General features: G+C 56.5%; 19 protein-coding genes and 2 pseudogenes. 14 read left to right on the top strand and 7 right to left on the bottom strand.

Annotated elements, in window-relative coordinates; all coding sequences use genetic code 11:
- Window positions 1-285: 285 nt before the first annotated feature.
- Window positions 286-489: a cold-shock protein gene (locus tag ACZ9DP_RS14100; RefSeq protein WP_476202518.1), complete on the bottom strand. Its 204-nt coding sequence runs from the start codon at window positions 487-489 to the stop codon at window positions 286-288.
- A gap of 441 nt (window positions 490-930) precedes the next feature.
- Here ACZ9DP_RS14100 and ACZ9DP_RS14095 point away from each other — a divergent pair, with 441 nt between their 5' ends.
- Entirely contained in the window at window positions 931-1,683 is a 753-nt protein-coding gene (locus ACZ9DP_RS14095) for a carbonic anhydrase (protein ID WP_476202517.1), read from the top strand.
- A 1,061-nt stretch (window positions 1,684-2,744) separates the two neighbouring features.
- Here ACZ9DP_RS14095 and ACZ9DP_RS14090 read toward each other — a convergent pair.
- Both ACZ9DP_RS14090 and ACZ9DP_RS14085 read right to left on the bottom strand, forming a co-directional pair.
- Window positions 2,745-3,206, bottom strand: coding sequence for a pseudoazurin (locus ACZ9DP_RS14090; protein ID WP_476202516.1), 462 nt, complete (start codon window positions 3,204-3,206; stop codon window positions 2,745-2,747).
- A gap of 45 nt (window positions 3,207-3,251) precedes the next feature.
- Window positions 3,252-3,758, bottom strand: coding sequence for a hypothetical protein (locus tag ACZ9DP_RS14085; RefSeq protein ID WP_476202788.1), 507 nt, complete (start codon window positions 3,756-3,758; stop codon window positions 3,252-3,254).
- Here ACZ9DP_RS14085 and ccoN point away from each other — a divergent pair.
- From ccoN to ACZ9DP_RS14040, 9 genes are all read left to right on the top strand, one after another.
- Entirely contained in the window at window positions 3,663-5,279 is a 1,617-nt protein-coding gene (ccoN, locus tag ACZ9DP_RS14080; RefSeq protein ID WP_476202515.1) for a cytochrome-c oxidase, cbb3-type subunit I, read from the top strand. The two genes, ACZ9DP_RS14085 and ccoN, sit on opposite strands and share 96 nt — an antisense overlap.
- An 11-nt stretch (window positions 5,280-5,290) precedes the next feature.
- Window positions 5,291-6,022, top strand: coding sequence for a cytochrome-c oxidase, cbb3-type subunit II (gene ccoO / locus ACZ9DP_RS14075; protein ID WP_476202513.1), 732 nt, complete (start codon window positions 5,291-5,293; stop codon window positions 6,020-6,022).
- 8 nt (window positions 6,023-6,030) lie between these two features.
- A complete protein-coding gene (locus ACZ9DP_RS14070; RefSeq protein WP_476202512.1) occupies window positions 6,031-6,183 on the top strand; it encodes a cbb3-type cytochrome c oxidase subunit 3 in 153 nt (50 codons plus the stop codon).
- A gap of 1 nt (window position 6,184) precedes the next feature.
- Window positions 6,185-7,048 (top strand): cytochrome-c oxidase, cbb3-type subunit III, encoded by an 864-nt coding sequence (ccoP, locus tag ACZ9DP_RS14065; RefSeq protein ID WP_476202511.1) that lies wholly within the window; start codon window positions 6,185-6,187, stop codon window positions 7,046-7,048.
- Window positions 7,049-7,415: 367 nt separating this feature from the next.
- Window positions 7,416-8,990 (top strand): cytochrome c oxidase accessory protein CcoG, encoded by a 1,575-nt coding sequence (gene ccoG, locus ACZ9DP_RS14060; RefSeq protein WP_476202510.1) that lies wholly within the window; start codon window positions 7,416-7,418, stop codon window positions 8,988-8,990.
- Window positions 8,987-9,481, top strand: a complete 495-nt coding sequence (locus ACZ9DP_RS14055; RefSeq protein ID WP_476202509.1) for a FixH family protein — start codon at window positions 8,987-8,989, stop codon at window positions 9,479-9,481. Before ccoG ends, ACZ9DP_RS14055 begins: the two co-directional genes overlap by 4 nt.
- Window positions 9,478-11,721 carry a heavy metal translocating P-type ATPase gene (locus ACZ9DP_RS14050; protein ID WP_476202508.1) on the top strand — a complete coding sequence of 748 codons (2,244 nt, stop codon included), beginning with the start codon at window positions 9,478-9,480 and terminating at the stop codon, window positions 11,719-11,721. The genes ACZ9DP_RS14055 and ACZ9DP_RS14050 overlap by 4 nt, the downstream gene beginning before the upstream one ends.
- Window positions 11,722-11,768: 47 nt before the next feature.
- The gene (gene ccoS / locus ACZ9DP_RS14045) at window positions 11,769-11,918 is read left to right on the top strand and encodes a cbb3-type cytochrome oxidase assembly protein CcoS (protein WP_476202507.1); all 150 of its coding nucleotides are present in this window, start codon (window positions 11,769-11,771) and stop codon (window positions 11,916-11,918) included.
- A 438-nt stretch (window positions 11,919-12,356) separates the two neighbouring features.
- Entirely contained in the window at window positions 12,357-13,040 is a 684-nt protein-coding gene (locus ACZ9DP_RS14040) for an OmpW/AlkL family protein (protein ID WP_476202506.1), read from the top strand.
- Window positions 13,041-13,352: 312 nt separating this feature from the next.
- Here the strand turns inward: ACZ9DP_RS14040 and hemN are convergent, their stop codons facing one another.
- Complete coding sequence (hemN, locus tag ACZ9DP_RS14035; protein WP_476202504.1) at window positions 13,353-14,705, bottom strand: oxygen-independent coproporphyrinogen III oxidase; 1,353 nt, start codon at window positions 14,703-14,705, stop codon at window positions 13,353-13,355.
- Between the two features lie 258 nt (window positions 14,706-14,963).
- On the opposite strand from hemN, the pseudogene fixL reads away from it, so the two are divergent.
- From fixL to ACZ9DP_RS14020, 3 genes and pseudogenes are all read left to right on the top strand, one after another.
- Window positions 14,964-16,483, top strand: a pseudogene (gene fixL / locus ACZ9DP_RS14030) (oxygen sensor histidine kinase FixL).
- Window positions 16,476-17,090 (top strand): response regulator FixJ, encoded by a 615-nt coding sequence (gene fixJ / locus ACZ9DP_RS14025; protein ID WP_476202771.1) that lies wholly within the window; start codon window positions 16,476-16,478, stop codon window positions 17,088-17,090. The pseudogene fixL and the gene fixJ overlap by 8 nt, the downstream one beginning before the upstream one ends.
- Window positions 17,091-17,604: 514 nt before the next feature.
- Window positions 17,605-18,261: a helix-turn-helix domain-containing protein gene (locus tag ACZ9DP_RS14020; protein ID WP_476202503.1), complete on the top strand. Its 657-nt coding sequence runs from the start codon at window positions 17,605-17,607 to the stop codon at window positions 18,259-18,261.
- Window positions 18,262-18,533: 272 nt separating this feature from the next.
- Here the strand turns inward: ACZ9DP_RS14020 and ACZ9DP_RS14015 are convergent.
- A pseudogene (locus ACZ9DP_RS14015) lies at window positions 18,534-18,751 on the bottom strand (hypothetical protein); the annotation flags it as partial.
- 199 nt (window positions 18,752-18,950) lie between these two features.
- Window positions 18,951-19,304 (bottom strand): hypothetical protein, encoded by a 354-nt coding sequence (locus ACZ9DP_RS14010; RefSeq protein WP_476202502.1) that lies wholly within the window; start codon window positions 19,302-19,304, stop codon window positions 18,951-18,953.
- Between the two features lie 1,056 nt (window positions 19,305-20,360).
- On the opposite strand from ACZ9DP_RS14010, the gene ACZ9DP_RS14005 reads away from it, so the two are divergent.
- Window positions 20,361-20,864: a helix-turn-helix transcriptional regulator gene (locus ACZ9DP_RS14005; RefSeq protein ID WP_476202770.1), complete on the top strand. Its 504-nt coding sequence runs from the start codon at window positions 20,361-20,363 to the stop codon at window positions 20,862-20,864.
- A gap of 266 nt (window positions 20,865-21,130) precedes the next feature.
- Here ACZ9DP_RS14005 and repC read toward each other — a convergent pair whose 3' ends face one another.
- Window positions 21,131-22,423 (bottom strand): plasmid replication protein RepC, encoded by a 1,293-nt coding sequence (gene repC, locus ACZ9DP_RS14000; RefSeq protein WP_476202501.1) that lies wholly within the window; start codon window positions 22,421-22,423, stop codon window positions 21,131-21,133.
- Window positions 22,424-22,949 lie beyond the last annotated feature (526 nt).

Below are 22,949 nucleotides of genomic sequence, written 5' to 3'. Positions count from 1 at the left end.
GCGGCCGCGCATGCCAAACTAAGCAACTGCCGTGCCAAGTCAGAAAAACCCGTTCAAAACAACAGATCACTCGAATAGCGCTGTGCTCCATGTGCCGGATTGTCAGAAATCCGACACCTTCCGACGGCCGCGACATCGGTAACCGGAGGAGCGATTTGGCGGACTAACTTCTTATGAATCGATCGTCTATTTTCGTATCGGCGGTTCGATCCTATCAAGGCGAAGAATTCTGTCGGCCGCAAAAGAGGATCGGCCTGCGTTCGCAGCCGATCCTCACAAAATCAATCAAAGCACCCAGACGTTTTCAGCCTTTGATTTTCCGGTCTTGCGATCCTGGCCGACCTCGTAGCTCACTCTTTGCCTTTCGCTTAGCGAACTGCCCTCCTGTAAAGCTGACACGTGCACGAATACGTCAGTTCCTCCAATTTCGGGCGAAATGAAGCCAAATCCTTTGTCCCCATTGAAAAACTTAACGGTTCCAGTGGCCATAACTAATCCTTGACGGTCCCGCGGCTGATTGCCGCTACGAAAAACCTATAACTCGAAAACGCCGTCTGCAATGGGTTACTTCCTTGTTGCAGTACGTCGAAAAACCACCGATCCGTATGAGCACGCGGTGGCCCTAGAAATCAAGTTCCACCCCGTGTGCTGTTCTCATTTCCTCTTCAGAAAGAGTCTGTGCGTGTGTTTCGGCGTGCATTTTGGACGCCGATTGACAGTAGACTGGAGTTGCGCGCGGAACCGCGAGACCGCTCCCGTCAATCAACGGCCGATCACCGTGACCGGTCGACGGCCCTTATTCAGCAAGTGCTATCCAACTTGCGCGATCTTTTCCCCCGGGGAATGTCTATCGATTGACAGACGAACCTGATCCAGAGATGCCGAGCTGCGAGCACTTTTTGCTCGTCCTGGTTAGGAAAGGGATAAAATATGGAACGGCGACACTTCCTCAGAGGCTTGGCGTTTCTTGCCGCTTGTCCACTCTGCACTAAGACAACATTTGCGGCAGAAGGTGTCCATTGGGGCTATGAAGGTGACGCGGGTCCTGAACATTGGGGCTCGCTCAGCAAGGAGAATAACGCCTGCTCGGCGGGTCAACAGCAATCGCCGCTCGATATCGGGGGGGCGATCAAGGCCGATATTCCAGACCTCGTGCCCGGTTGGAAGAGCGGCGGCACAATCCTCAACAATGGGCATACGATCCAAGTGAAGGCGGCACCCGGGGGCACGCTCCGCCGCGGCGACAAGACCTATGAATTGGTACAGTACCATTTTCATGCGCCGAGCGAACATCTGGTTGAAGGAAAAGCCTTTCCGATCGAAGCACATTTCGTCCACAATCATGCCGAAACGGGTGCGCTGGGCGTATTAGGCGTTTTCCTTGTTCCTGGGCCTTCCAATGCGGCCTTCTCCAGCCTCGCGGCAGCTTTCCCGAAAAAGCCCGGTGAGGAAGCCGCAATCGACGGGGTGGACCCTAGCGGGTTGCTGCCATCCTCCCTCGGATATTGGATTTACGAGGGATCACTGACTACGCCGCCTTGCAGCGAAATCGTCGATTGGATGGTGGCAATGCACCCAGTCGAGGTCGATGCTGCCGACATCAAGAAGTTCACGGCACTCTATTCGATGAATGCCCGGCCAGCGGCCGTCACCAATCGCCGCTATATTCTGAGCTCCAGTTAGATTGTTCGGTCGCGTTCACTGTTCATTAACTTCGCGCCGGGTCATAGCGCTGCACGAAGTCGGTTTCTGCTGCAAAAACGGTGACGAAGCTGCGCAGGGCGCCTTCTTGAAGGAGGAGACGTCGACGGAGACGCGGAGGTTTGCCTCGGCGCAGAGAGCGCGCGCGAATTGATCGCCGTGTGACGGCGATCCGGGGGCTCTCCGCCGACAGCAAATTATCGTGAGCCAGACCCCGATTGCGATCTCGACGTTTCCAATTGCGGGTTTCGGTAATTCGCGGACAGGGGTTCCATCCGCGCCCCAAATCCTGGGAGCAAATCAGATGAGGCAACGACCGACAATCAGGGAGCATTTTCGACGAGGCAATGCGCGTCTCATCCTGATCATCGCGCTATAGCTGAGCCACCTCATCGTAATGCGGAACACCTGAGCAGCAGCCTCTCCGCATCAGAGCATTTATCGGAGTGTCTTTTCTGGTGGCGTTCCGGATGCGCTACGAACCCGATTGACGGATGGCCGCATCATGGGCGCGAGGTTCTGACAGACATGATGGCAGCAGCTAGAGCCATCATGGCCAGCCCGGCCGCTCCGATTGGAAGCACCGACACATCCTAACTTGCAAGCAGCCCGCTGCCGAGTGCGGTGCCGCCCGCAACCCCGATGTGCATTGCCATTACATTCGCACCAATGACAATGTCGCTGGGGCTTCGGGCGAGATCCGTGATGTAGCTTTGAACGATCGGTGAGATCGACCAGCTCGCGCATGCCCAGATCGACAGGCTCTCGAAAAAGAAAATGAAACATAACGCTGAATGCGGCCTTCCGTGTGCCGTGTGGTCAGAAAGAGCGTACAGTATGTGCACCGGTATCGGCGGAACGGGATATGTATATATAATGAAACCGGCCCCCTGGCGTTTGAAGCCCAAACATCGCTCAATGTAATGTTTTCAAGATCGTTATATGATCGCTTCGGCGGGTAGCTATATACATACGCTTAAGCTCCCCATTGCTAATGGCTTTCCGCAGGGTTTTTGCAAGCGATCGCATGCCCTAGCCTCCTGCTATCGTTCGCTCGGCCGTTTCTTATCGGCACGCATCAGGTGGGCATCAAGTCGCTTGCGCACCAGCTTTGGAAGCTTAGCAGTCTTAATGGCGTCGAGATTGGCGGGGTTCTCGCCAACCTCAATGAGAGCCACCATTCCCATGCCCGCATGCGGCGTGCATTTCACAACGTAAGCGCCCGGAATGTCGAATTTTGCCCGGTATTCTTCGTTCGCTTTGGATTTGAATTCGGGCGCCCCGGTGGGGATCAAACCTTTGAATGTTTCGACATTGTGGCCCTTGTCAATGGGAATGAAGGTGACGGTGTCGCCGGGTGCGATCTTCACGAAACCCGGTTCGAAGGCCATTACGCCGTCTGCGCCTTTGTTGAGCATCCGGATCTGGTGATCCGCCGCCATGAGTGGCATCGCCGAAGAGGCCAGCGCTGCCGTTGCAACGATCAGACCGATTTTAAAACGCATTCCCTATCTCCTGTTTGCGAGGCCGATTAGCCGTCAGGCCCGACTTTAGGTGCGGATCGGCAGATATTTTTTGAGATTGAGCAAATTCCGGTTCATATTCTTGAGGGCGGGCGGCAAGCGAGCTCGCAGGCCGATCATTGTCTCCTCTCGAATACGGTGTTCTTGCGCGTCGACCTGTACCGGCTCGCGTTGTCGATGGGAGCATTCGGAATGGCGACCATCGGCTTGAAAAGCGCAACTGTCTGTAACTAAGTCAGCAGAGCAAGAAAACCTGTAGCGTTCGTTGATATAGATCAAGGACTTGTTGCCCCTCTCGTGGGAACTGTTCCCCAGAGTGGCAAGAAAGACGGCCGTCCATGGCGCGGTTATCTGCGGCTTGGAGGCCATGACATGATAACCGCTGAAACCGTTTTGGTTGCGGTCGGCGCTTTCTTGGCACTGGTTGGAGGCCATGACATGAAGTACACCGCTGAAACCGTTTTGGTTGCGGTCGGCGCTTTCCTGGCACTGGTTGGTGCCGGGGCCGCTCAAGATCAGCTTTTTGCGGCCCACATGTGGGTCCTGTTCTTCTGCCTCCTAGCAGGCACAGTCCTGCTGCTTCTGCGGGTTGATTTTTCCCCCGGGGGACCTCGCGCCAAGGCCGGATCGGGGGCCTATTTTGACGAGGTTATCCGGTATGGCTTGATCGCCACCGTCTTTTGGGGCGTGATCGGATTCCTGGTAGGTGTCGTGATCGCCCTCCAACTTGCCTTTCCTGATTTGAATGTTGCGCCACATTTTAACTTTGGTCGGCTCCGTCCCGTTCATACCTCCGCCGTCATTTTCGCGTTTGGCGGCAATGCTCTAATAATGACTTCCTTCTACGTCGTGCAGCGTACCTGTCGCGCTCGACTCTTCGGTGGCAACCTCGGCTGGTTCGTCTTTTGGGGCTATCAGCTTTTCATCGTCATGGCCGCAACCGGCTATGTTCTCGGCATCACCCAGGCCCGCGAATATGCCGAACCCGAATGGTATGTTGATATCTGGCTCACCCTTGTTTGGGTTGCCTATCTCGTCGCCTTTCTGGGAACGATCCTGAAGCGCAAGGAACCGCATATCTATGTTGCGAACTGGTTCTATCTGAGCTTCATCGTCACGATCGCCATGTTGCACGTCGTCAACAATCTGGCCGTGCCGGTTTCCTTGCTCGGTTCGAAGAGCTATTCGCTTTTTTCGGGCGTGCAAGACGCCCTGACGCAATGGTGGTACGGCCATAATGCCGTCGGCTTTTTCCTGACCTCAGGTTTTCTCGGTATGATGTATTATTTCGTGCCGAAGCAGGCGAACCGTCCGATCTATTCCTACCGGCTGTCGATCATCCACTTCTGGGCCCTGATCTTCATGTATATCTGGGCCGGGCCGCACCATCTGCACTATACCGCGCTGCCCGATTGGGCGCAGACGCTCGGGATGGTCTTCTCCGTAATGCTTTGGATGCCCTCGTGGGGCGGCATGATCAACGGTATAATGACGTTATCGGGCGCTTGGGACAAGATCCGCACCGACCCGATCATCCGCATGATGATTATGGCAATCGCCTTCTATGGGATGTCGACCTTCGAGGGTCCGATGATGGCGGTGAAGACAGTCAATTCCCTCAGCCACTACACGGAATGGACGATTGGCCATGTTCATTCCGGGGCGCTTGGCTGGGTCGGCATGATCACTTTCGGTGCAATCTACTATCTGACGCCGAAGCTTTGGAGTCGCGAGCGGCTTTACAGCCTTCGCATGGTCAACTGGCATTTCTGGCTCGCCACCCTCGGCATCGTCATCTATGCGGCCGTCCTTTGGGTCGCCGGGATCCAGCAGGGTCTCATGTGGCGCGAGTACAATACCCAAGGCTTCCTGGTCTATTCGTTCTCGGAAACTGTCGCAGCGATGTTCCCTTACTACCTACTGCGCGCGGTCGGCGGTGGCCTTTATCTGGCCGGCGGCGTGGTCATGGCCTTCAACGTCGCCATGACCATCCGCGGACACCAGCGCGACGAAGCCGCCATCCCCGGAGCGTTCATCGTTCACCCCGGCGAGTGAGGTAAAACAAGATGTCCATCCTGGAAAAACATCAGATCCTTGAGAAAAATGCCACGCTGCTGCTCTTAGGGTCTCTGCTGGTTGTGAGTATTGGCGGCATCGTTGAGATCGCACCGCTGTTCTATCTCCAGAACACGATCGAGAAAGTGGAGGGCATGCGGCCCTATACGCCGCTCGAGCTCGCAGGACGAAACATCTATATCCGCGAAGGATGCTATCTGTGTCACAGCCAAATGATCCGACCATTCCGCGACGAGGTGGAGCGCTACGGCCACTACTCGCTGGCGGCTGAATCAATGTATGACCATCCATTCCAATGGGGGTCGAAGCGCACGGGGCCTGACCTCGCCAGGGTGGGCGGTCGTTATTCGAACGAATGGCATGTGCAGCATCTGTCCGATCCACGCGCCGTCGTCCCGGAATCGATCATGCCCAGCTACGCCTTCCTCACAGAAAGGGAGGTGACGGTCAAGAGCATCGACGTGGATCTGAAGGCCAACGCAGACGTGGGTGTGCCCTATACCGACGACATGCTGGCAAACGCCGAAGCCGACATGCGTGCCCAGGCCGATCCGAACGCCAACACGACCGACTTGCTTGCGCGCTACCCAAAAGCAAAGGTGACGGACTTCGACGGCGATCCCTCCAGGCTGACGGAGATGGATGCACTGGTCTCGTACCTCCAGATGCTCGGCACTCTGGTTGATTTTTCGACGTACGACGACGCGACGGGCTATCGATGAGGATCACTATGGAAACTTACAACGCAATGCGTCACTTCGCCGACAGTTGGGGTCTTCTGGCGATGGCGGTGTTCTTTGTGGGCGCGCTCTTTTTCATCCTCCGGCCCGGCAGCAAACAGAAAGCCGACGACGCCGCGATCATACCGCTGAAGGATGAATGAGATGACGGAGAAACAGATTGACGAAATCAGCGGCGTCGAGACGACCGGTCACGAGTGGGACGGAATCCGAGAGCTCAACAATCCCATGCCGCGTTGGTGGATCTGGACGTTTTACGCCACCATTCTATGGGCGATCGGTTATGCATACGCGTATCCGTCGATACCGATGATCAAGGAAACGACAAAGGGCCTGCTCGGCTTCTCCAGCCGCGCGGAGCTGCAGCAGCAAGTGCAACTGGCAAAGGCTGTTCAGACACAGTTCGAGCAGCAGATCGCTGCAAAGACCGTAGCGGAAATTGACGCGGATCCGTCTCTGCGCGAATTGGCCATCGCAGGCGGCGCGTCTGCCTTCAAAGTCAACTGCGCCCCGTGCCATGGTTCGGGTGCGACAGGTGGGCCGGGTTTTCCGAACCTGAACGACGACGATTGGCTCTGGGGCGGTGATCTTACCGCCATTCAACAGACTGTCGCTCACGGCATCCGCTTTGACGCCGATCCCGAGACGCGCGTGTCGGAGATGCCCGCCTTCGGCGACGTGCTCGAACGCACGCAGATACGACAGGTTGCCGCTTATGTGTGGGGACTGACGAATACACCTGTTGATCCGGCATTGGCGGAAGCCGGAAAGCAGGTTTTCATCGACAATTGCGCCGTCTGTCACGGTGAGGATGAAAAGGGCAAGCAGGAGATGGGTGCACCGAATCTCGCCGACGCCATATGGCTCAAGGGGCGGGGGGAGGGGGCGATCATCCGCCAGGTGACCGCGCCTAAACACGGCGTCATGCCGGCGTGGTCGGCCCGCTTGGGCGACGCCGTCGTGAAGGAACTGACGGTGTTTGTTCGTTCGCTGGGCGGGGGAAAATAGGAAGAAAGAACAGCCAACCATATCAACATCCTCTACACGTCCTATGTGCGACGCCGCGCGGTCGTTCGCCAACATGTTTGCGATCAAGCAACGCCGTTCCCTGTGGCGCGGGAAGAAGGCCACCGCGAAAAACGAGAAAGTTTCATCGCGAATTTGATTTCGATTAAAGACCGAAGCATCACAAGACGATATTGTCCGCGGCTGGAGGACGTTCCCTGCGGTTTCTCCCCGTAGTTCCTCCGAGCCACGCTCCGGGAGGGAGTGTGGCTCTTTTTTGGTTGAGCCCTTGTTCGTCTCTCCTTGATTTACGTCAAGAACGCTCGGCTCGTCGAATGCGAGATGAGAATCATCAATAGGATGGTAAGCGATGAACCTCGACGTTCCTCCCGGCCCATCTGACGATCGCGTCGAACCGTTCGACGGCGAAAAGGTCAGCACCCGGCCCAGGCGGCAGCCACTTTATGCGGCGCGAAAGAAGGTGTTTCCGAAGCGGGCGGAGGGTCGGTTCAGACGGTTCAAATGGATCGTCATGTTCATCACGCTTGGTGTTTATTACGCTTCGCCGTGGATCCGTTGGTACCGCGGGCCCTATGCTCCGGATCAGGCGATCCTCATCGATCTGGCGTCCCGCCGCTTCTTCTTCTTTTTCATCGAGATCTGGCCACAGGAATTCTACTATGTCGCCGGTCTATTGCTCATGGCTGGCTTCGGCCTCTTTCTGGTGACCTCTGCGGTGGGAAGAGCATGGTGTGGATACGCCTGTCCGCAGACCGTATGGGTCGATCTCATTCTTGTCGTGGAGCATGCGATCGAAGGCGATCGTAACGCGCGCATCAAACTCGACGCAGCACCCTGGACACTGGACAAGATTGTGAAGCGGGTTGCCAAGCATTCCATATGGCTGCTGATCGGCGCTGCTACCGGTGGCGCGTGGATCTTCTATTTCGCGGACGCGCGCACTCTTGCTTCCGCCCTGTTCAAAGGCGAGGCGCCGGCCGTTGCCTACGCCACCATCGCCGTTCTCACCTCGGCCACTTACGTTCTCGGCGGGCTGATGAGGGAACAGGTCTGCACCTTCATGTGTCCTTGGCCACGCATACAGGGCGCTATGCTCGATGAAAACTCCCTTGTCGTCACCTATAACGACTGGCGCGGAGAGCCTCGTTCGCGTCATGCCAAGAAGGCCCGCGCATCGGGGCGGCTGGTCGGCGACTGCGTGGACTGCAATGCCTGCGTTGCGGTCTGTCCGATGGGGATAGACATCCGCAATGGCCAGCAGATGGAGTGCATAACTTGCGCCTTGTGCATCGATGCCTGCAACGGTGTGATGGCCAAGCTCGCCAAACCGCGTGCTCTGGTTTCCTATGCGACGCTGAGTGAGTATGCGGGCAACGTCAGTCTTGCGACCGATGGCGGAAAGAACGCCGTGCAGCCGAATCTCATCCGACACGCTGACGGAAGCTTCGTTGCGGGGATCCGGCACTTCACCTCCTGGGCGATCTTCAGGCCGCGTGTCCTTTTTTATGCGGCAATCTGGGCGTCGATCGGAATAGCCCTGCTCGTGCATTTGGCGCTCCGGGAACGACTGGAACTGAACGTGGTTCACGACCGGAATCCACAGTATGTGCTGGAGTCGGATGGCTCGATCCGCAACGGATATACGCTTCGCGTGCTCAACATGGTGCCGATGCCGAGGAAGATCGATATCCGGCTCGAGGGCCTAGATGGCGCGACGATGAAAATCCCAGAATACTCCAAGGCGAAGGGCCGACGCTTCAGGGTTGAAGCGGATCCGGACGCGGCCACTACGTTCAAAGTGTTCGTAACACGACATGCCAAGGCTGCGACCGTCAGCGAATTCCGGTTTGTCATCGAGGACGAAAATCATTCGGACCAGGCAACCTACAACGCCGCCTTCAACACGCCGGGAGCACCAAAATGAGGGACCAAGCCGCCGTCCATCGCAACTTCACTGGCCATCATATGCTGACCGTCATGGCCGCGTTCTTCGCCGTGGTGATTGGAGTAAACGTTGTGATGGCAACGTTCGCGTCAAGGAGTTGGAGCGGGCTTGTGGTTGAAGACACCTATGTCGCAAGCCAGGAATTCAACGGCAAGGCCGCGGCGATGCGCGCAATGGCTGCGAGCGGCATTTCGGGCAACCTCTCTCTCAGCCATGACGTCATCCATTACGATATTCACAATCGCGACGGGTCGCCGGCAACGGTCCAGGACGTGACGTTGACGTTCAGGAGGCCCGTCGGCGACCGTGAGGATTTCCAACTCGTCCTCACGAAGAAGAGCGAAGGCCGTTTCGAAGAGGAACATCACGTTCGATCAGGAGACTGGATCGTTGAAATCATCTCACGGAAGAAGGATGTCACGGTGATGCATGAAGCCCTGCGCATCGATATGGCGGAGTTCGGGCGATGACGCGCTGTACCATGGATGCGGAAGGCGTCATGGCCTTGGGCAACCATTCGGTCAGTGCCGAGGAGATCGCGCTGGCCAGCCACCCGCTTGCGGACGGATTGCGCCAATTGGACCTCAGTGTCCCAGATGTGCGCTGCGGAGTCTGCATTTCGACGATTGAGCGGGCTTTGCGCAGGCTTCCCTACGTGAAGTGCGCGCGGGTCAACCTGACGGCCAGGCGGGTCAGCTGTACCTATGTCGAGCGACTGGGGGATGTCGCCGTCGATCCAACCGGTATTCTGTCGGCGATTATGGGCGCAGGCCATCGCGTACATGTCTTCACTCCCAATTCGGTATTGGACCAGACCGATACCCAGCGCGACCAATTGGTGATGGCTGTCGCTATCTCGGGCTTTGCGGCCGCAAACATCATGCTGCTGTCCATATCTGTCTGGTCCGGCGCGGAAGCGGCGACCCGCGACCTGTTCCACTGGATCTCGGCGGTGATCGCCGCCCCGGCGCTTGTCTATGCCGGGCGTTTCTTTTTCCAGTCTGCCTGGAATGGCTTGAAGCACGGGCGCACCAACATGGACGTGCCGATCTCGCTCGCGGTCATCCTATCCTATGCCGTATCGATTTGGGAGGCTATCCAACACGGCGAGCACACCTGGTTTGACGCCTCCGTGTCGCTGTTGTTCTTCCTGCTCATCGGCCGCACGCTCGACCACATCATGCGGGAAAAGGCGCGCGCTGCCGTCAATAGCCTGGCGAGACTTGCGCCGCGCGGCGCCCTTGTGATCGCCGCCGATGGCAGCAAGCGCTACACCGCCGTAGAGGACATCGTTATTGGTGACGACATCTTCATAGCTGCGGGCGAACGCTGCCCGATCGATGGTATCGTGACCGCCGGCACGAGCGAGGTGGATCTTTCCATCGTCACCGGAGAAAGCAGGCCAGTGGCCGTTGCGGACGGCGCGGAGGTGAGATCGGGTGCGGTGAACCTCATGGCTTCGCTTACCATTCGGGCGACGAAGACGGCGGAAAATTCGCTGCTTGCAGAGATCATGAACCTTATGGAGGCAGCAGAAGGGGGAAAGGCGCGCTATCGCAGGATCGCCGACCGCGCCGCTGGCCTTTATGCTCCGGCGGTTCATTTGCTTGCGCTGGTTTCCTTTCTTGCCTGGGGATTTGTTGGCGGGGATTGGAAGCATGCCATGCTTGTCGCGGTCGCGGTGCTAATCATCGCCTGTCCCTGCGCGCTTGGCCTTGCTGTGCCGGTCGTGCAGGTCGTTGCCGCAGGGCACCTGTTTCGCCGCGGCATCGTGATCAAGGACGGGTCCGCTTTAGAACGCCTCGCGGAAGTCGATGCTGTTGCGTTCGACAAGACCGGCACGTTGACATTTGGCCAGCCACGCCTCCTTGTGGCGATGGATGCAGGCCCAGAGGAAACGGCGATCGCAGCCGGTCTGGCGGCGCATTCCCGCCATCCGCTCTCTCAGGCTTTGCTGCGTAGCGCCGGCAACAACGCGCGCCAGTTTCACAGCGTTGTCGAGGTTCCGGGCGCAGGCCTGAGGGTCGATACCGCCGACGGTCTGTATCGTCTCGGCAAGATGGGGTTTGCTTGTTCCACCCCGACCCGCGAAAAAAAAGCGAGTGGTTCGCTTTCCGAGGTTGTGCTATCGAGGAATGGCATCATACTTTCCCGCTTCTACTTTGAAGACACGCTTCGACCGGGAGCAGCTGGCGCCATTCACGAGCTCGGTCGTGCGGGATTGCAGACGATGATCCTTTCGGGCGACCGGCAAGCCGTCGTCGAAGCGACGGCACGGGCATTGCATGTGGACCGGTCGATTGCGGAATTGAATCCGAAGCAGAAAGTGGAAGAATGCGCCCATTTAAGCGAGGCGGGCAGCAAGGTGATGATGGTTGGCGACGGCATCAACGACGCGCCGGCGCTGGCGGCGGCGCATGTGTCTATGGCTCCCGCGACCGCCTCCGACATTGGCCGGCAGGCGGCAGACCTCATCTTCCTGAGCGACTGCCTCGACGCTGTTCCCGAAGCCATCCTGGTCGCTCGAAGAACGGCCGGTTTGATCCGCCAGAACTTCGCGCTTGCCATCGGCTACAATGTATTGGCCGTCCCGGTTGCTATTGCTGGCTATGCAACGCCGCTCATCGCTGCTGTGGCGATGTCAACGTCTTCGCTCATTGTAGTGACCAATGCGCTGCGGCTCAACGGCTGGAAACGGCCAAGAAAATGAACACTTGATGTCGAGGATTTTGCCTCGCTGAAGAAGGTCTCGCTACCATGAGCATACTGATCTATCTCATTCCACTCGCATTGTTCATGGGTGCGGTTGGCCTGCAAGCATTTTTGTGGTCGCTAAAGAGCGGGCAGTACGATGATTTGGACGGGGCTTCATATCGTATATTGGCCGATGATGACGATGCATCGTGAACGCAAGCAGAAACGCCGGGCCTTGCTGGCGCTAGCAGGAGATTCGTCGCTGCCGCTGCTGTTCTGCTTTGGAGTCGCTTGTTATTTTGCTGGTCGATCTGAAGCGTATGTCGCTCAGGCTGGCAACCAGAGGTGGTTGACGGGACGACGGTCAATGCGCAGAGACACCTTCGGTGCATAATTGCAATTGCCGATATTTCGTGGATAGGGGAGGAATGTCGACATACGGCGATTTGCCGTCATGTCAGCATTTGTACGCCGGAAGTGGAAATGCGCGTAACGCTGATATTGGAATGATCGTCGATATTGCGAGCGGATGAGAGATATCTGAGGCTAGACCAAGACTAGTTTTCTCCATTTGATCCAGCTCAAATCACCATGCGCCAAACGGTGCTATTCCTCTCGACCGTTACGAAACTCGGATCAAAGGAGAGGAAAATGGAATCCAGCAACATCGTCCGCGCCATCATGACCGCCACGGCTTTGGTTGCAGCCTGTACCGCGAAAGCGGCGGATATGACGACCGCACAAGGTGCGGCGCCAGGCGCTGCTGCAGGGGCAGGCCCGAGTCCGTGGCAGTTACGCTTTCGGGCACTTGACGTAATCACCAACGACTCCGGCCGCGTCGACGGATTGCCGGGTTCGGACCTTTCTTTTTCGAATACGGTCATACCGGAATTCGACATCTCGTATTTCTTCAGCGAGAATATCGCGGCGGAACTCATACTCGGCACAACTTACGCCAAGGTTTATGGCGGTGGATCGATTTCAGCGCTCGACGAGGTCGGCAAGACATGGCTGCTGCCGCCAACCCTGACCCTACAATACCATTTCACCGATTTCGGCACTTTTCGGCCCTATGTCGGCGCCGGCGTCAACTACACGCTGTTCTACAACCAGTCCGGCAAAAGTGCCCGCAGCCTTGATGTAAAGAACACCTTCGGCGTCGCCTTACAGGCCGGTTTCGACTATATGGTCGACGACCATTGGGGCGTGAACGTTGATGCGAAGAAAATCTTCCTGAGACCTGATTTCGATGCCAATGTCGGTGGCGCCGGCGTCAGCGGCAAGGCCAAGCTCGATCCATGGCTAATCGGCGCCGGCGTTACTTACCGTTTTTAGTCCGGTGAATCTGGGCGGCTCGAGTACCAATTTTGGTTCGACCTTTTCCTTGAAAGCAACGAAGATAGAGGATTTCGACCCTGTTCCAGATGATTGTGCGCAGGCGCACAGCGAACGCCAATGACCTCCTATCCTGTCTTGAGCTGGGTGAAGGATTTATTGTCCCCATGCCGGTCTTCTACTTAAAGGAACAGTTCGCATGTCTTGTGAATTGTTTGATAGTTCCCAGCACAACAGATCAAACCGGTTGGTAGTTGGGGCCGATCGCGAACCAGAGCCCGCGGCATGGTTCCGGCAGTGCACAGAGGAACTTCAAGCCGTCTTGCTGTAGTTCCGCGCCGATTGCAGCAGATGAGAATCGAAAGCGGCAGCAACGGCGCGGATCAGAAATCGCCCTTCTTCCCGCAAACGAATGACGCCGCCCGCGTTTTCAAGAATTCCGTCGCTTTCCAGCATGGTGAGCCTGTCATTATCGTCGAGAAGTGCGCCAGAATCGAAGCCATGTTCGGCCGCGAGGGCCGGGATGTCGACTTGGAAGTCGCACATCAGGCGCTCGATGACGTTTGCTCGCAGCCGATCCTCGGCCGACAAGCGATAGCCTTTCATTGTCGCAAAACGCCCGGATGCGATCCGCTGCGCGTAGCGACCGGGGAGTGCCTCGTTCTGGACGTAGCCGCCTGCCATACGGCCAATCGCCGATGCACCGAAACCGATGAGCGTCTCACAGGCGTCGGTGGTGTAGCCCTGAAAGTTGCGATGCAGTTGGCCGTTTGCCTGTGCAACCGCTAAACTGTCTCCCGGCCAAGCGAAATGGTCGAGCCCAATGCGGCGATAGCCGGCTGCAAGAAGGTTTTCCGCGATTGCCTCCGCCTGGGCAAGACGGCTTTCCGCGTTGGCGAGTGCGCCTTCGTCGATCAGTCGCTGATGCTTTTTGAAGGAAGGTACGTGTGCATAGCCGAAGACGGCGAAACGATCAGGGCGCATCTCGATCGCCACCTTGGTCGTCTCGATGCAGGATTCGACCGTCTGGTGCGGCAGACCGTAGATAAGATCGAAATTGATGCTGTCGACGCCCGCCCGACGCAGGCGAGACACCGCCTGCATCGTCTGTTCATCGCTTTGATTCCGGTTGATCGCCTTCTGCACCACCGGATCGAAGCTCTGCACCCCGAGGCTTGCTCGGTGGACCCCCGCTTCCCCGAGAACCGCCGCCATCTCCTCCTCCAGCGTCCTTGGATCGATTTCCAACGCGATCTGGCTGGTACTGGTGAAGTCGAAATGCTCTTGCAGAAGCCCAATCAGGCCCAGCATTTTTTTCGGCCCCATGATTGTTGGCGTTCCTCCACCGAAGTGCAGATGATGGATATTGAGTGGCGCCTTCGTCCTTGCAGATACAAGGCATATCTCGTCTCGCAGCATTTGCAGGTAGTTGAGGATCGGCTGGTCGCCGCGCGTGACGGTCGTATGACAGCCGCAATACCAGCACATCGACCGACAAAACGGTATGTGCACGTAAAGAGACGCCGCCTTCTCCAGAGGGATGGCGGTAAGCCAGTCGTCATAGGTGCTGGCGTCAATACCGGGTGAGAAGCACGGCGATGTCGGGTAGCTGGTATAGCGGGGCAAGCGCTCCTCGCCATATTTTGCAACAAGAGCCGATTGCATTTGAAATCCTTCTTTCCAGAGGGTGCTTGGGCATTGTGTCGCATTCTAGGTGCGCGCTTCGCTTAGTTCGTTGATCGAAAACAAGGAGTGCTTCGGGCTTCCGGTGATTTATGCTCCGCCGTCGCGCGCGGACACATAGGCAAATGGCGGGATGACTGATGGCAGCAGCATGGTCTATGAAAAGCATGCGACTCAATTGCGTTCCGCCAGCCGAGAGGCAGCGTAGCCACAGCAACTAATCCTACGGTGGATCACGGAATGCATTCACAAAGCGTTGGTCGGAGGACGCGACTCGGCAAGATGTTCGTCAGGTGGCGAGGCAAGCCGATCGCGACCTATATTTTGTCGTCACCGCGGCTCCATTGGTTATTCTTGCACTGAGATTGGCACTTTCGGAGCTTATCGGCGACAGGCTTATTCTGTTTTCGTTTATCCCCGCTATTCTGATCGTCGCAATAGTCGGCGGCTTGAAGCCAGTCGTGCTCACCGCGGCAGCGTCGCTTGCCGCAGCTACCTTTGTTCAGCAATTGCATGATGCCGTCGATCCGACTGGCGTCGAATTGGTCTTCTTTGGCGCGTCGGTGTTTCTGATTGCTTGTCTGGGAGAGGCGCTCCAAGCGACGAGACACGCCATCGTCAAGATGAACACTCTCGTGGCAGCCCGCGATGCACATCTGAGATCGATCTTGGACACATTGCCCGACGCGACGGTGGTCAGTGCGGCCGATGGCACGATTGTTTCCTTCAACGCCGCCGCCGTCCGGCAGTTCGGGTATGCGGAACAGGAAGTCATCGGCGAGAACCTGCAAGTATTGATGCCTGAACCTTATCGAGGCGACCACGACGGCTATATGCAACGGTACCTCAGAACCGGCGAGAAGCGCGTCATCGGCATCGATCGCGTTGTCGTCGGGCGAAGGAAGGATGGATCGACCTTTCCCATGAAGCTAACCGTGGGCGAGATGAAATCGAGCGGTGAACGGTTTTTTACGGGCTTCATCAGAGACCTGACGGAGCGAGAAGAATCGGCCGCTCGCCTCGAACAAATTCAGGCTGAATTGGCGAGATTGGCCCGCCTGAGCGAAATGGGCGAAATGGCGTCCACGCTTGCGCACGAGCTGAACCAACCCTTGTCAGCGATCGCAAATTACGCTCAGGGGTGTACGAGGCTATTGCGCGATATGGACAACACCCTCGCAACGAGAATGCGAGGTGCCTTGGAAGAGATTGCGAGCCAGTCGCTGCGGGCGGGACAGATCATCAAACGTCTTAGGGAGTTCGTCACGAAAGGCGAAACGGAAAAGGCACTCGAAGACATTCGCAAACTGGTGGAGGATGCGGGCGCGCTGGCGCTAGTTGGTTCCCGCGCGAACGGCGTCATGACTGTGTTCGAATACCTACCCGGTGCTGAGATGGTGATGGTCGATCGTGTTCAGGTCCAACAGGTCCTCATCAATTTGATGCGAAACGCCATCGAGGCGATGCGCCATGTCGATTATCGCGAGCTCACGATCCGCACGATGCCCACCGATGCGGGCGAAGTCGCCGTCATTGTGGAAGACACCGGCGGAGGCATTCCGGAAGAAATTGCCGCGGACCTCTTCAAGCCGTTCGTCACGACCAAGGCAAGTGGAATGGGCATCGGCCTTTCGATCTCCAGACGCATTGTCGAAGCCCATGGTGGTGAAATGACAGTCTCGAAAAATGCGGCTGGCGGAGCTACGTTCCGGTTCACGCTGCCCGCCTATGCGGAAGGACGAACGGGTGGAAATAACTGACTACACAGTCCATATCGTCGATGACGAAGAGCCGGTGCGGAAATCCTTTGCCTTCATGCTGGCCATGAACGGCTATGCCGTGAAGTTGCATCAATCGGCCACCTCGTTTCTTTCCTTCGCCCCGAGCATTCATAACGGAATTCTTGTCACAGACCTCAGGATGCCGGAGATCTCGGGGCTCGATCTCATCAGGCAACTCGGTATGAAAAAGATCCCCATCCCTTCCATCGTGATTACCGGACATGGCGATATACCGATGGCAGTCGAGGCCATGAAAGCGGGCGCAGTCGACTTCATCGAAAAGCCTTTCAAGGACACCGTGATCATAGAGGCAATCGAACGAGCGTCGAGACATTTAATTGTTCCAGGGGCCGACGCCCACGAGATCGCCGACATTCAAACGCGCCTCCAAACCCTGAGCGAAAGAGAGCGTCAGGTGCTCTCTGCCGTGGTGGCCGGCTTTCCGAACAAATCGATCGCCCATGATCTCGATATCAGTGCCCGCACGGTGGAGGTGCATCGCGCAAGCGCCATGTCAAAAATGAAAGCAAAAAACCTCCCACATCTCGTGCGCATGGCTCTCGCTGCTGGTTTCGGGCCTCCTTAGTTTCGCGGTGATCTCGGGCAATGCGCCGTCGTGCCGCAAGCCTTTATGGGGACTAACGGCGGGCAAACACGCGCCAGATTCGCGGAACTCTAAGGGGATATGGCAGTTGCAAAAAAATTGTCGGCGTGGCGCAGAAACAGGGACCAAAGGCCACAGCTTCCTCGAGAGACGCGCTCTGCACGATCGTCGACGACGAGAAAATGAAGTCGGTGCCACAGGCTAAAGAGTTTCTGCATATTCGAAAGGGCGTGTCGTCCTGCTTGTCGATGGAATGTCCGCATTTAAAGTCCTCGGCGGCGCCTTCCTTCTGACTAAACCGATCAGCGGGTCCGATCTCTTGACGGTGGTGAACGGCCTAGCTGCGATGCGAACGCGCGCTTCGAAACAGATGGCGGATGAAGCGCTGACACAAACCGCACGACATCCCGTCTAAGTAATTTCCCTTAGTGAGGTAACCGAATTTTTCGTCGTGGCAAGAACTGGCAATCTTCCCCGGAACCATGGGGAATACGAGATGTATGCCAATTTCAAACCCGCTGTGCAGAGTTTCGTAACGCCGGAGAATGTTGCGCGGGCACAATTTCCCGGAGCGCACCTCGTTGTGACATATAAGGGTGGCCGAGTGATATATGCCGAAGGCGATAGCGTCGATAAATGCTATCAGGTTTGTGCCGGAGCTGTCCGTGTATACGGCCTCATCTCGGACGGACGGCGGCAGGTTGTTTCCTTTCATCTCGCAGGGGAAACGTTCGGCTTTGAAGCGGCCTCAAAGCATCGCTTTTTTGCCGAGGCCATCGCCGAGACAAGAATAATCGTGTTTGCGCGGCGCCCCATTCAGGAGCATTCGTCGGAACTTCTTGCACTTGCATTGGTCGGCATGGAGCGTGCTCAGGAACATCTTATGGTTATCGGGCGGCAGTGTGCGGTTGAACGTGTCGCCGCATTCTTGATGGATCTCTCCGACCGTCTGGGTGGTGTTCGGCAACTAAGATTGCCGATGTCGCGGCAGGACATTGCGGACTATCTCGCCCTGACAATCGAGACGGTATCGCGCGCCATGACCGAGTTGAAGGAGCGGAAGGTGATCGCCCTGCGACATGTGAGGACAGTCGACATCATCAAGCCAGATGCTCTCCGTTCGCTATGTCATCAGGCCGCACTGCGATCTTAGCCCTCTATGATGCCGGCCCGTCTTGAGCAGCGCTGACGGTACTGCACGTGGGAGGAGGGTCATATTTGTCTGTCAGGAAGGTGTCTTATCTGGAATGTCTATGCGGCCGATGGCAGTGCCCGCCCGAAACCTCGGTTGTTGTCTCTTTCTGATCAAGCGGCCATGGCTGGCGCCCCCGGAGCAAGGTCCCTCGCCGGAACGATGGATGGGGGGTTAGGCCGCAGCAGCGGGAGCAGCACTAAGGTGACTGCGCTGAATTGGCCAACCGATCCTCAGCAGATCCCAAAACGGGGATAGTAGAGCCAGATCGAGCGATAACGCGCCTTGCGAGGAATGAAGTTGGTTGCGTCCCTGAGCATGCGGTGCAATACCACGGCGAGCTTGGGGGCAAGTGCAACGCGCGCTTTCTGGGACCCACACGTCTGGCGACTGCCAGCGCCCAGCTCTTCAGATCTGAACCTTTGACCGGTCGCGTGAGGATGACGTTGGCCACTAGGGCGCGGTTCGCACGCTATCGTGCAGATCGTAAAGCCGTGATGTCGGTGCTCCATCAGAATGACGCGGCTGCGGCGCATTTCATGTTACGGAAAGAGCCTAGCGCCATATGGTGGGGGACTGCTGAAAAAACAGTCTACCGACACCCCCCGTATCGGTTCCGCTGACCACTTTCCACAGTTTACGGCTTTTCTTCAGCTGTGATGACTGCCAGTCGCGCGAGCAATATGTGAAATCGTCGGCTTTTCGACATTGAGGTGATCGCGATTGTGCGCCACGCATCGCTCTTCGGGCACCGTCTGCGGCTGAATGACGCGGATGTCGAGACACTCGTCGCGCATGTCGAATAGATGTGCCTCGATGGCGTGCAAGTCGCATAGGATCGTCCAACCACCGATCAGCGGGTCGCTTACCCAAGTGCGCTGCCCTAAGTATGGGCGGTCACGATTCTTTCGCAGTTCACTAGCCCATGGCGAAATCCTTTCGACGACGATCCACAGATGCATATGCGCCATCGTCATATGGTGTCCGCGGAGCTTTCGAGTCATTTATGTGTTCAGCAGATCACCGAGACCTTGCTGGCCGCGCTTTCATGGACGCTGTCATGCACGTAAGCGTCATGTATGGAACATGGAAAGAAGGACTGCATTGGCGATACAGTCGATGCTGATGTAAGACAATGCTCCGCCGATTGCCTGGGCTTTAGCGCCTCATGCTCCCGATGACTGCCACGTAACCGCCGCAAGCCGAGGCGACGGCGACCGCAGCTTTGAGCGCACAGAATTGGCGAGTGCTAGATCGTCGGTAGAAGTCGGCGGCGCCGTGCGGGCAGGGGCCTCACAACGGCGGCGAATTCGTGATGATGTACGGCGGACAATCAGGTCTTCGACCATATGCCCGGTGAAAAGCGAAAATAAAGCGATATCCTACGTTCTTTGATTTCTCATCGCGAAAACCGGCGCGATAGCGCGTAGGTTGCTTCCTCATACCGCAGTTTTCACGAACCTCATTTAGATCACGCTGAGTTTTTCCTTTTCCTTCGGCTGCGTCTTGGATCTATAGAGCGCTCTCTTTCGGTCGCCCTCTAGTTGAACGAGGCGGAGTTTTCAGAAATCAAATTGACTTACAGGGATTGAAGAAGTGAGAGCCGATTAAGGCTCCCTGGCCGAGCGATTCTCAGGCCACGGCCGGGCTGTCCCAGCTAGCCAAATGGGATATCAATGGACATGGAAATGGATCGGTCGTTCGCATGGGTGATTTATATCGAGATCAACGATAACGGCTAAAGGCCTCTCTGAGCTGGCTGAAGGGCTAAAGGCGAATTTGGACCAAAATTCAAGGTAATCTTGATGATTGGATGGCGGTTGCAACAAGGAACCGGCTGACCTTTTCCAAAACCCCGCGACCGATTTCCGCGACCCTGATTTGTGTTCGGGGGGCGTGCATTACTGAAGCAATTTGGCTAAGCCCCCAAAAATTGCTATAAGTCAAAAAATCCCCAAAAAGTATATCAAACGACTGAAATGTGGCGGTGACAAAGTGATTCAAATCGGTTCAAGCTGGTGCGCGCCAACCAACGAGTGGCTGAAAAAAAGGGACGGGCGGTGACGGAAGATCTAGCAAGTTACAGAAGTTCAAGAGGCCTCGTCAGCACAGCCGATCCAGAAGTTGACAAGCCAATCTATCGAAAGCCAGGTTTCGATGGCAGAATTACAACCTTGGGGCACATGGAGGAACTGATCAGCGCATTTCTGAAGAAAACGCGCGAAGCTCAGGGCCTCTCTCGCGCTGACGTTGCCCCAATGCTTGGTCTGTCGGTCCCTGTGTACGGGCGTTACGAACGGGCATTTTCCAAAATGACGGTCACTCGGATGATTCATCTCTGCGAGATTCTCGGCTTCATGCCTATAGATATGATCTTTGAAGCTGCGCCCCATCTTTGGGGGCGCACACCAGAGGAAGCCGAGGATTGTCTAACACTGGCTCGGATTCTTAGGAGTCTTCCGAGCGACACGACGCGCGATCTCATTCGGCTCTTGCAGCGAATGATCCCCGAAGACAACGAGGGCGAAAGAAGTATCAATGGCGGAACGGAAACCGCTAAGTGAGCTTGATCTCTACCCGTGAAGCCTTGGTCGACCAGCTGGCGGTATTGTGTTGATCGATGTCGCAGCCGACGTGTTTCCGTCGGTGTGCCGCGATAGACGCCCGCAACCCCACAACGCCAAGCCTTACACTTTTACTTTTCCGTCAGATCACCGCATGCGCCGATTGCCGAAAACCCGATATTGATGGTCGCCGTCGATCCCTCTGGACGTGCCTGAGAATCTTGCCGGTTGCAAGATCATGCACGAGGAAGAAGCGGCGAACGTAGCTAAGTTTGCCCGATGTCTCGATGTTTTGCCTCCAGGGTGTTGCGGGCAGCGAGGCCGAAAACAGAGCGGGCAAGGTATAATTTGCCCGCGGCGGCTCGCTCAGTCATTGCTCGCAAATATCCGCCCGGCGAGCTGACGTCCTGGCGATTTGTTTTTTCAAGAGTAATCGCCACTGCCACGGCGGCTTGCTGCTCACCCATCTTCGCGATAGCGCGGCGGCGGGCATCCTCTGAGATCCCAGCGTAGCGGCACAACATCGGTATCAGGCGAACCAGGTCCGCCCAGGTGTTCGGTTTGTACCCGAGCTCCCTAAGCGCTGGCGTTGCGCGCAAGACATCCTGAAGAGCAACCAGCGCCTGCCGTTGATTACATTGCTCGTTAACCGAGCTCTGCCGGCGCCCTAGGCTATCTTCAAAAGCGGCTTTATGGGAGCCAGCTTTCGAGACATTAGATTGTTCGGCGTGTGCTAAACATTGCTCATCATTACTACGTCTAGATTGATAAGAGAGTGTAATCTGTGTGTGCATGCCGTTTTCGGCATACACGCATGTCGTTTTTTCAGCGTCGGGCTCACTTCGATATCGGGGAGCTAGCTGCATCAGGCGATCGATGGTCCACTCAAGAAGGAAAGTTGCGCGGCGAAGCAACTCGCTTGGTGCCTTGGCAGCCACCTCCACGTAAGTGCTTATGCGCTCGATGCGACCTGCGACACGTTGGCGCGCTGCTGCGCCAAGATCAGCAGCAGCGGCGAGCGCATAACGGGTATTGCGCAACGCTCCTCGATAGCGCCGCAGCGCGGCCTCTGCTGCCTTCTTTTCCGCACGAACCTCTCTCACGAGCTCATCAAGCTCGACATAACGCACGATCAGAATTCGAAGATCGACTCCGCACGCATCCGTTATGTCGCCATCAGCGTTTCGGATCGGATATCGTTTGTAATTCCCGCTGTCCTGCGTCGTGATCAGACCCACATCGAAAAGGCGGGAAAGCATTCGGCTGACCCGACCAACCGAGCGGCCGATCTCAAAAGCCAGTTGCCGGTTCGATTTGAATACAATAGGTCGCCCCGATCGATCGAAAGACTTGGCGGGAGCGGTGTTGATCAATGCCAGCAAAAGATGGCTTTCTGTCCCATTTATCACCCCTGTGCAGGTCAGATTTTGAACAAGCACTGCCAGTTGAGCGCGTGTCACCGTTCCGATTTCGGCCGATTGTGCGAGTCGGCGGAATTCGGTGCGTTGAGGCGTTATCCTGCGGCCTATTGGCCGCCGATACTCGATGATATCTTCCATGCCCTCGTCTCCGTTGAGGACCAGGTAAAGCTCCGCCGTTCACCGAAAGGGTGTTTTTTATTGACAAGGAAGTATGGATCTGCGAGAAAGGTTTTGGCTTAATTTATTCTCTTACAGACCCGCTTCCGGATTTCTTCGGGAGCGGTTTTTCTTTTTTCTGGTCGGTTCATCATCTCCGTTTCGAGCCCGACTTATGCGTCGGAACCGTTGTGTTGAATACAAGAAAAGCATATCTCAACAAAGCAATTTGGCGCAAGATGCGTGCTAATATGGGTTGCAGCGCGGTGCAAACTCGACTTGTGCAGCCTTATATCTCACTAATTTTTATGATTATTTTGAAGGGACGGTGCTTACGCAAATTGCAATCGCGCGATCCATTTTGCTTCGCACTATTGATGAGGTGTCGGCGTTTTCGTGGGCCTTCGAACGCCTGGGGTTCAGGTCAATGACCATCGACGCCTGGGAAAGCAAAGTTCCCCTGTCGTACTTGTTGGTTGAGCAGGTGGGACACGGGTCCACGTGGTAG

This window comes from Rhizobium sp. USDA 4016 (genome assembly GCF_056279705.1).
Note: the sequence above shows the minus strand (reverse complement) of the source record. Positions and strands in the feature narration are given on the sequence as shown.

Excerpts from the sequence above, each read along its gene's own strand:
- ACZ9DP_RS14050 (WP_476202508.1), top strand. The coding sequence starts at position 9,478 with ATGACGCGCTGTACCATGGATGCGGAAGGCGTCATGGCCTTGGGCAAC.
- ccoO (WP_476202513.1), top strand. The coding sequence starts at position 5,291 with ATGTCCATCCTGGAAAAACATCAGATCCTTGAGAAAAATGCCACGCTG.
- ACZ9DP_RS14090 (WP_476202516.1), bottom strand. The coding sequence starts at position 3,206 with ATGCGTTTTAAAATCGGTCTGATCGTTGCAACGGCAGCGCTGGCCTCT.
- ccoN (WP_476202515.1), top strand. The coding sequence starts at position 3,663 with ATGAAGTACACCGCTGAAACCGTTTTGGTTGCGGTCGGCGCTTTCCTG.
- ccoG (WP_476202510.1), top strand. The coding sequence starts at position 7,416 with ATGAACCTCGACGTTCCTCCCGGCCCATCTGACGATCGCGTCGAACCG.
- ACZ9DP_RS14055 (WP_476202509.1), top strand. The coding sequence starts at position 8,987 with ATGAGGGACCAAGCCGCCGTCCATCGCAACTTCACTGGCCATCATATG.
- ccoP (WP_476202511.1), top strand. The coding sequence starts at position 6,185 with ATGACGGAGAAACAGATTGACGAAATCAGCGGCGTCGAGACGACCGGT.
- repC (WP_476202501.1), bottom strand. The coding sequence starts at position 22,423 with ATGGAAGATATCATCGAGTATCGGCGGCCAATAGGCCGCAGGATAACG.
- ACZ9DP_RS14020 (WP_476202503.1), top strand. The coding sequence starts at position 17,605 with ATGTATGCCAATTTCAAACCCGCTGTGCAGAGTTTCGTAACGCCGGAG.
- ccoS (WP_476202507.1), top strand. The coding sequence starts at position 11,769 with ATGAGCATACTGATCTATCTCATTCCACTCGCATTGTTCATGGGTGCG.
- ACZ9DP_RS14095 (WP_476202517.1), top strand. The coding sequence starts at position 931 with ATGGAACGGCGACACTTCCTCAGAGGCTTGGCGTTTCTTGCCGCTTGT.
- ACZ9DP_RS14100 (WP_476202518.1), bottom strand. The coding sequence starts at position 489 with ATGGCCACTGGAACCGTTAAGTTTTTCAATGGGGACAAAGGATTTGGC.
- hemN (WP_476202504.1), bottom strand. The coding sequence starts at position 14,705 with ATGCAATCGGCTCTTGTTGCAAAATATGGCGAGGAGCGCTTGCCCCGC.
- ACZ9DP_RS14040 (WP_476202506.1), top strand. The coding sequence starts at position 12,357 with ATGGAATCCAGCAACATCGTCCGCGCCATCATGACCGCCACGGCTTTG.
- ACZ9DP_RS14070 (WP_476202512.1), top strand. The coding sequence starts at position 6,031 with ATGGAAACTTACAACGCAATGCGTCACTTCGCCGACAGTTGGGGTCTT.
- ACZ9DP_RS14010 (WP_476202502.1), bottom strand. The coding sequence starts at position 19,304 with ATGACTCGAAAGCTCCGCGGACACCATATGACGATGGCGCATATGCAT.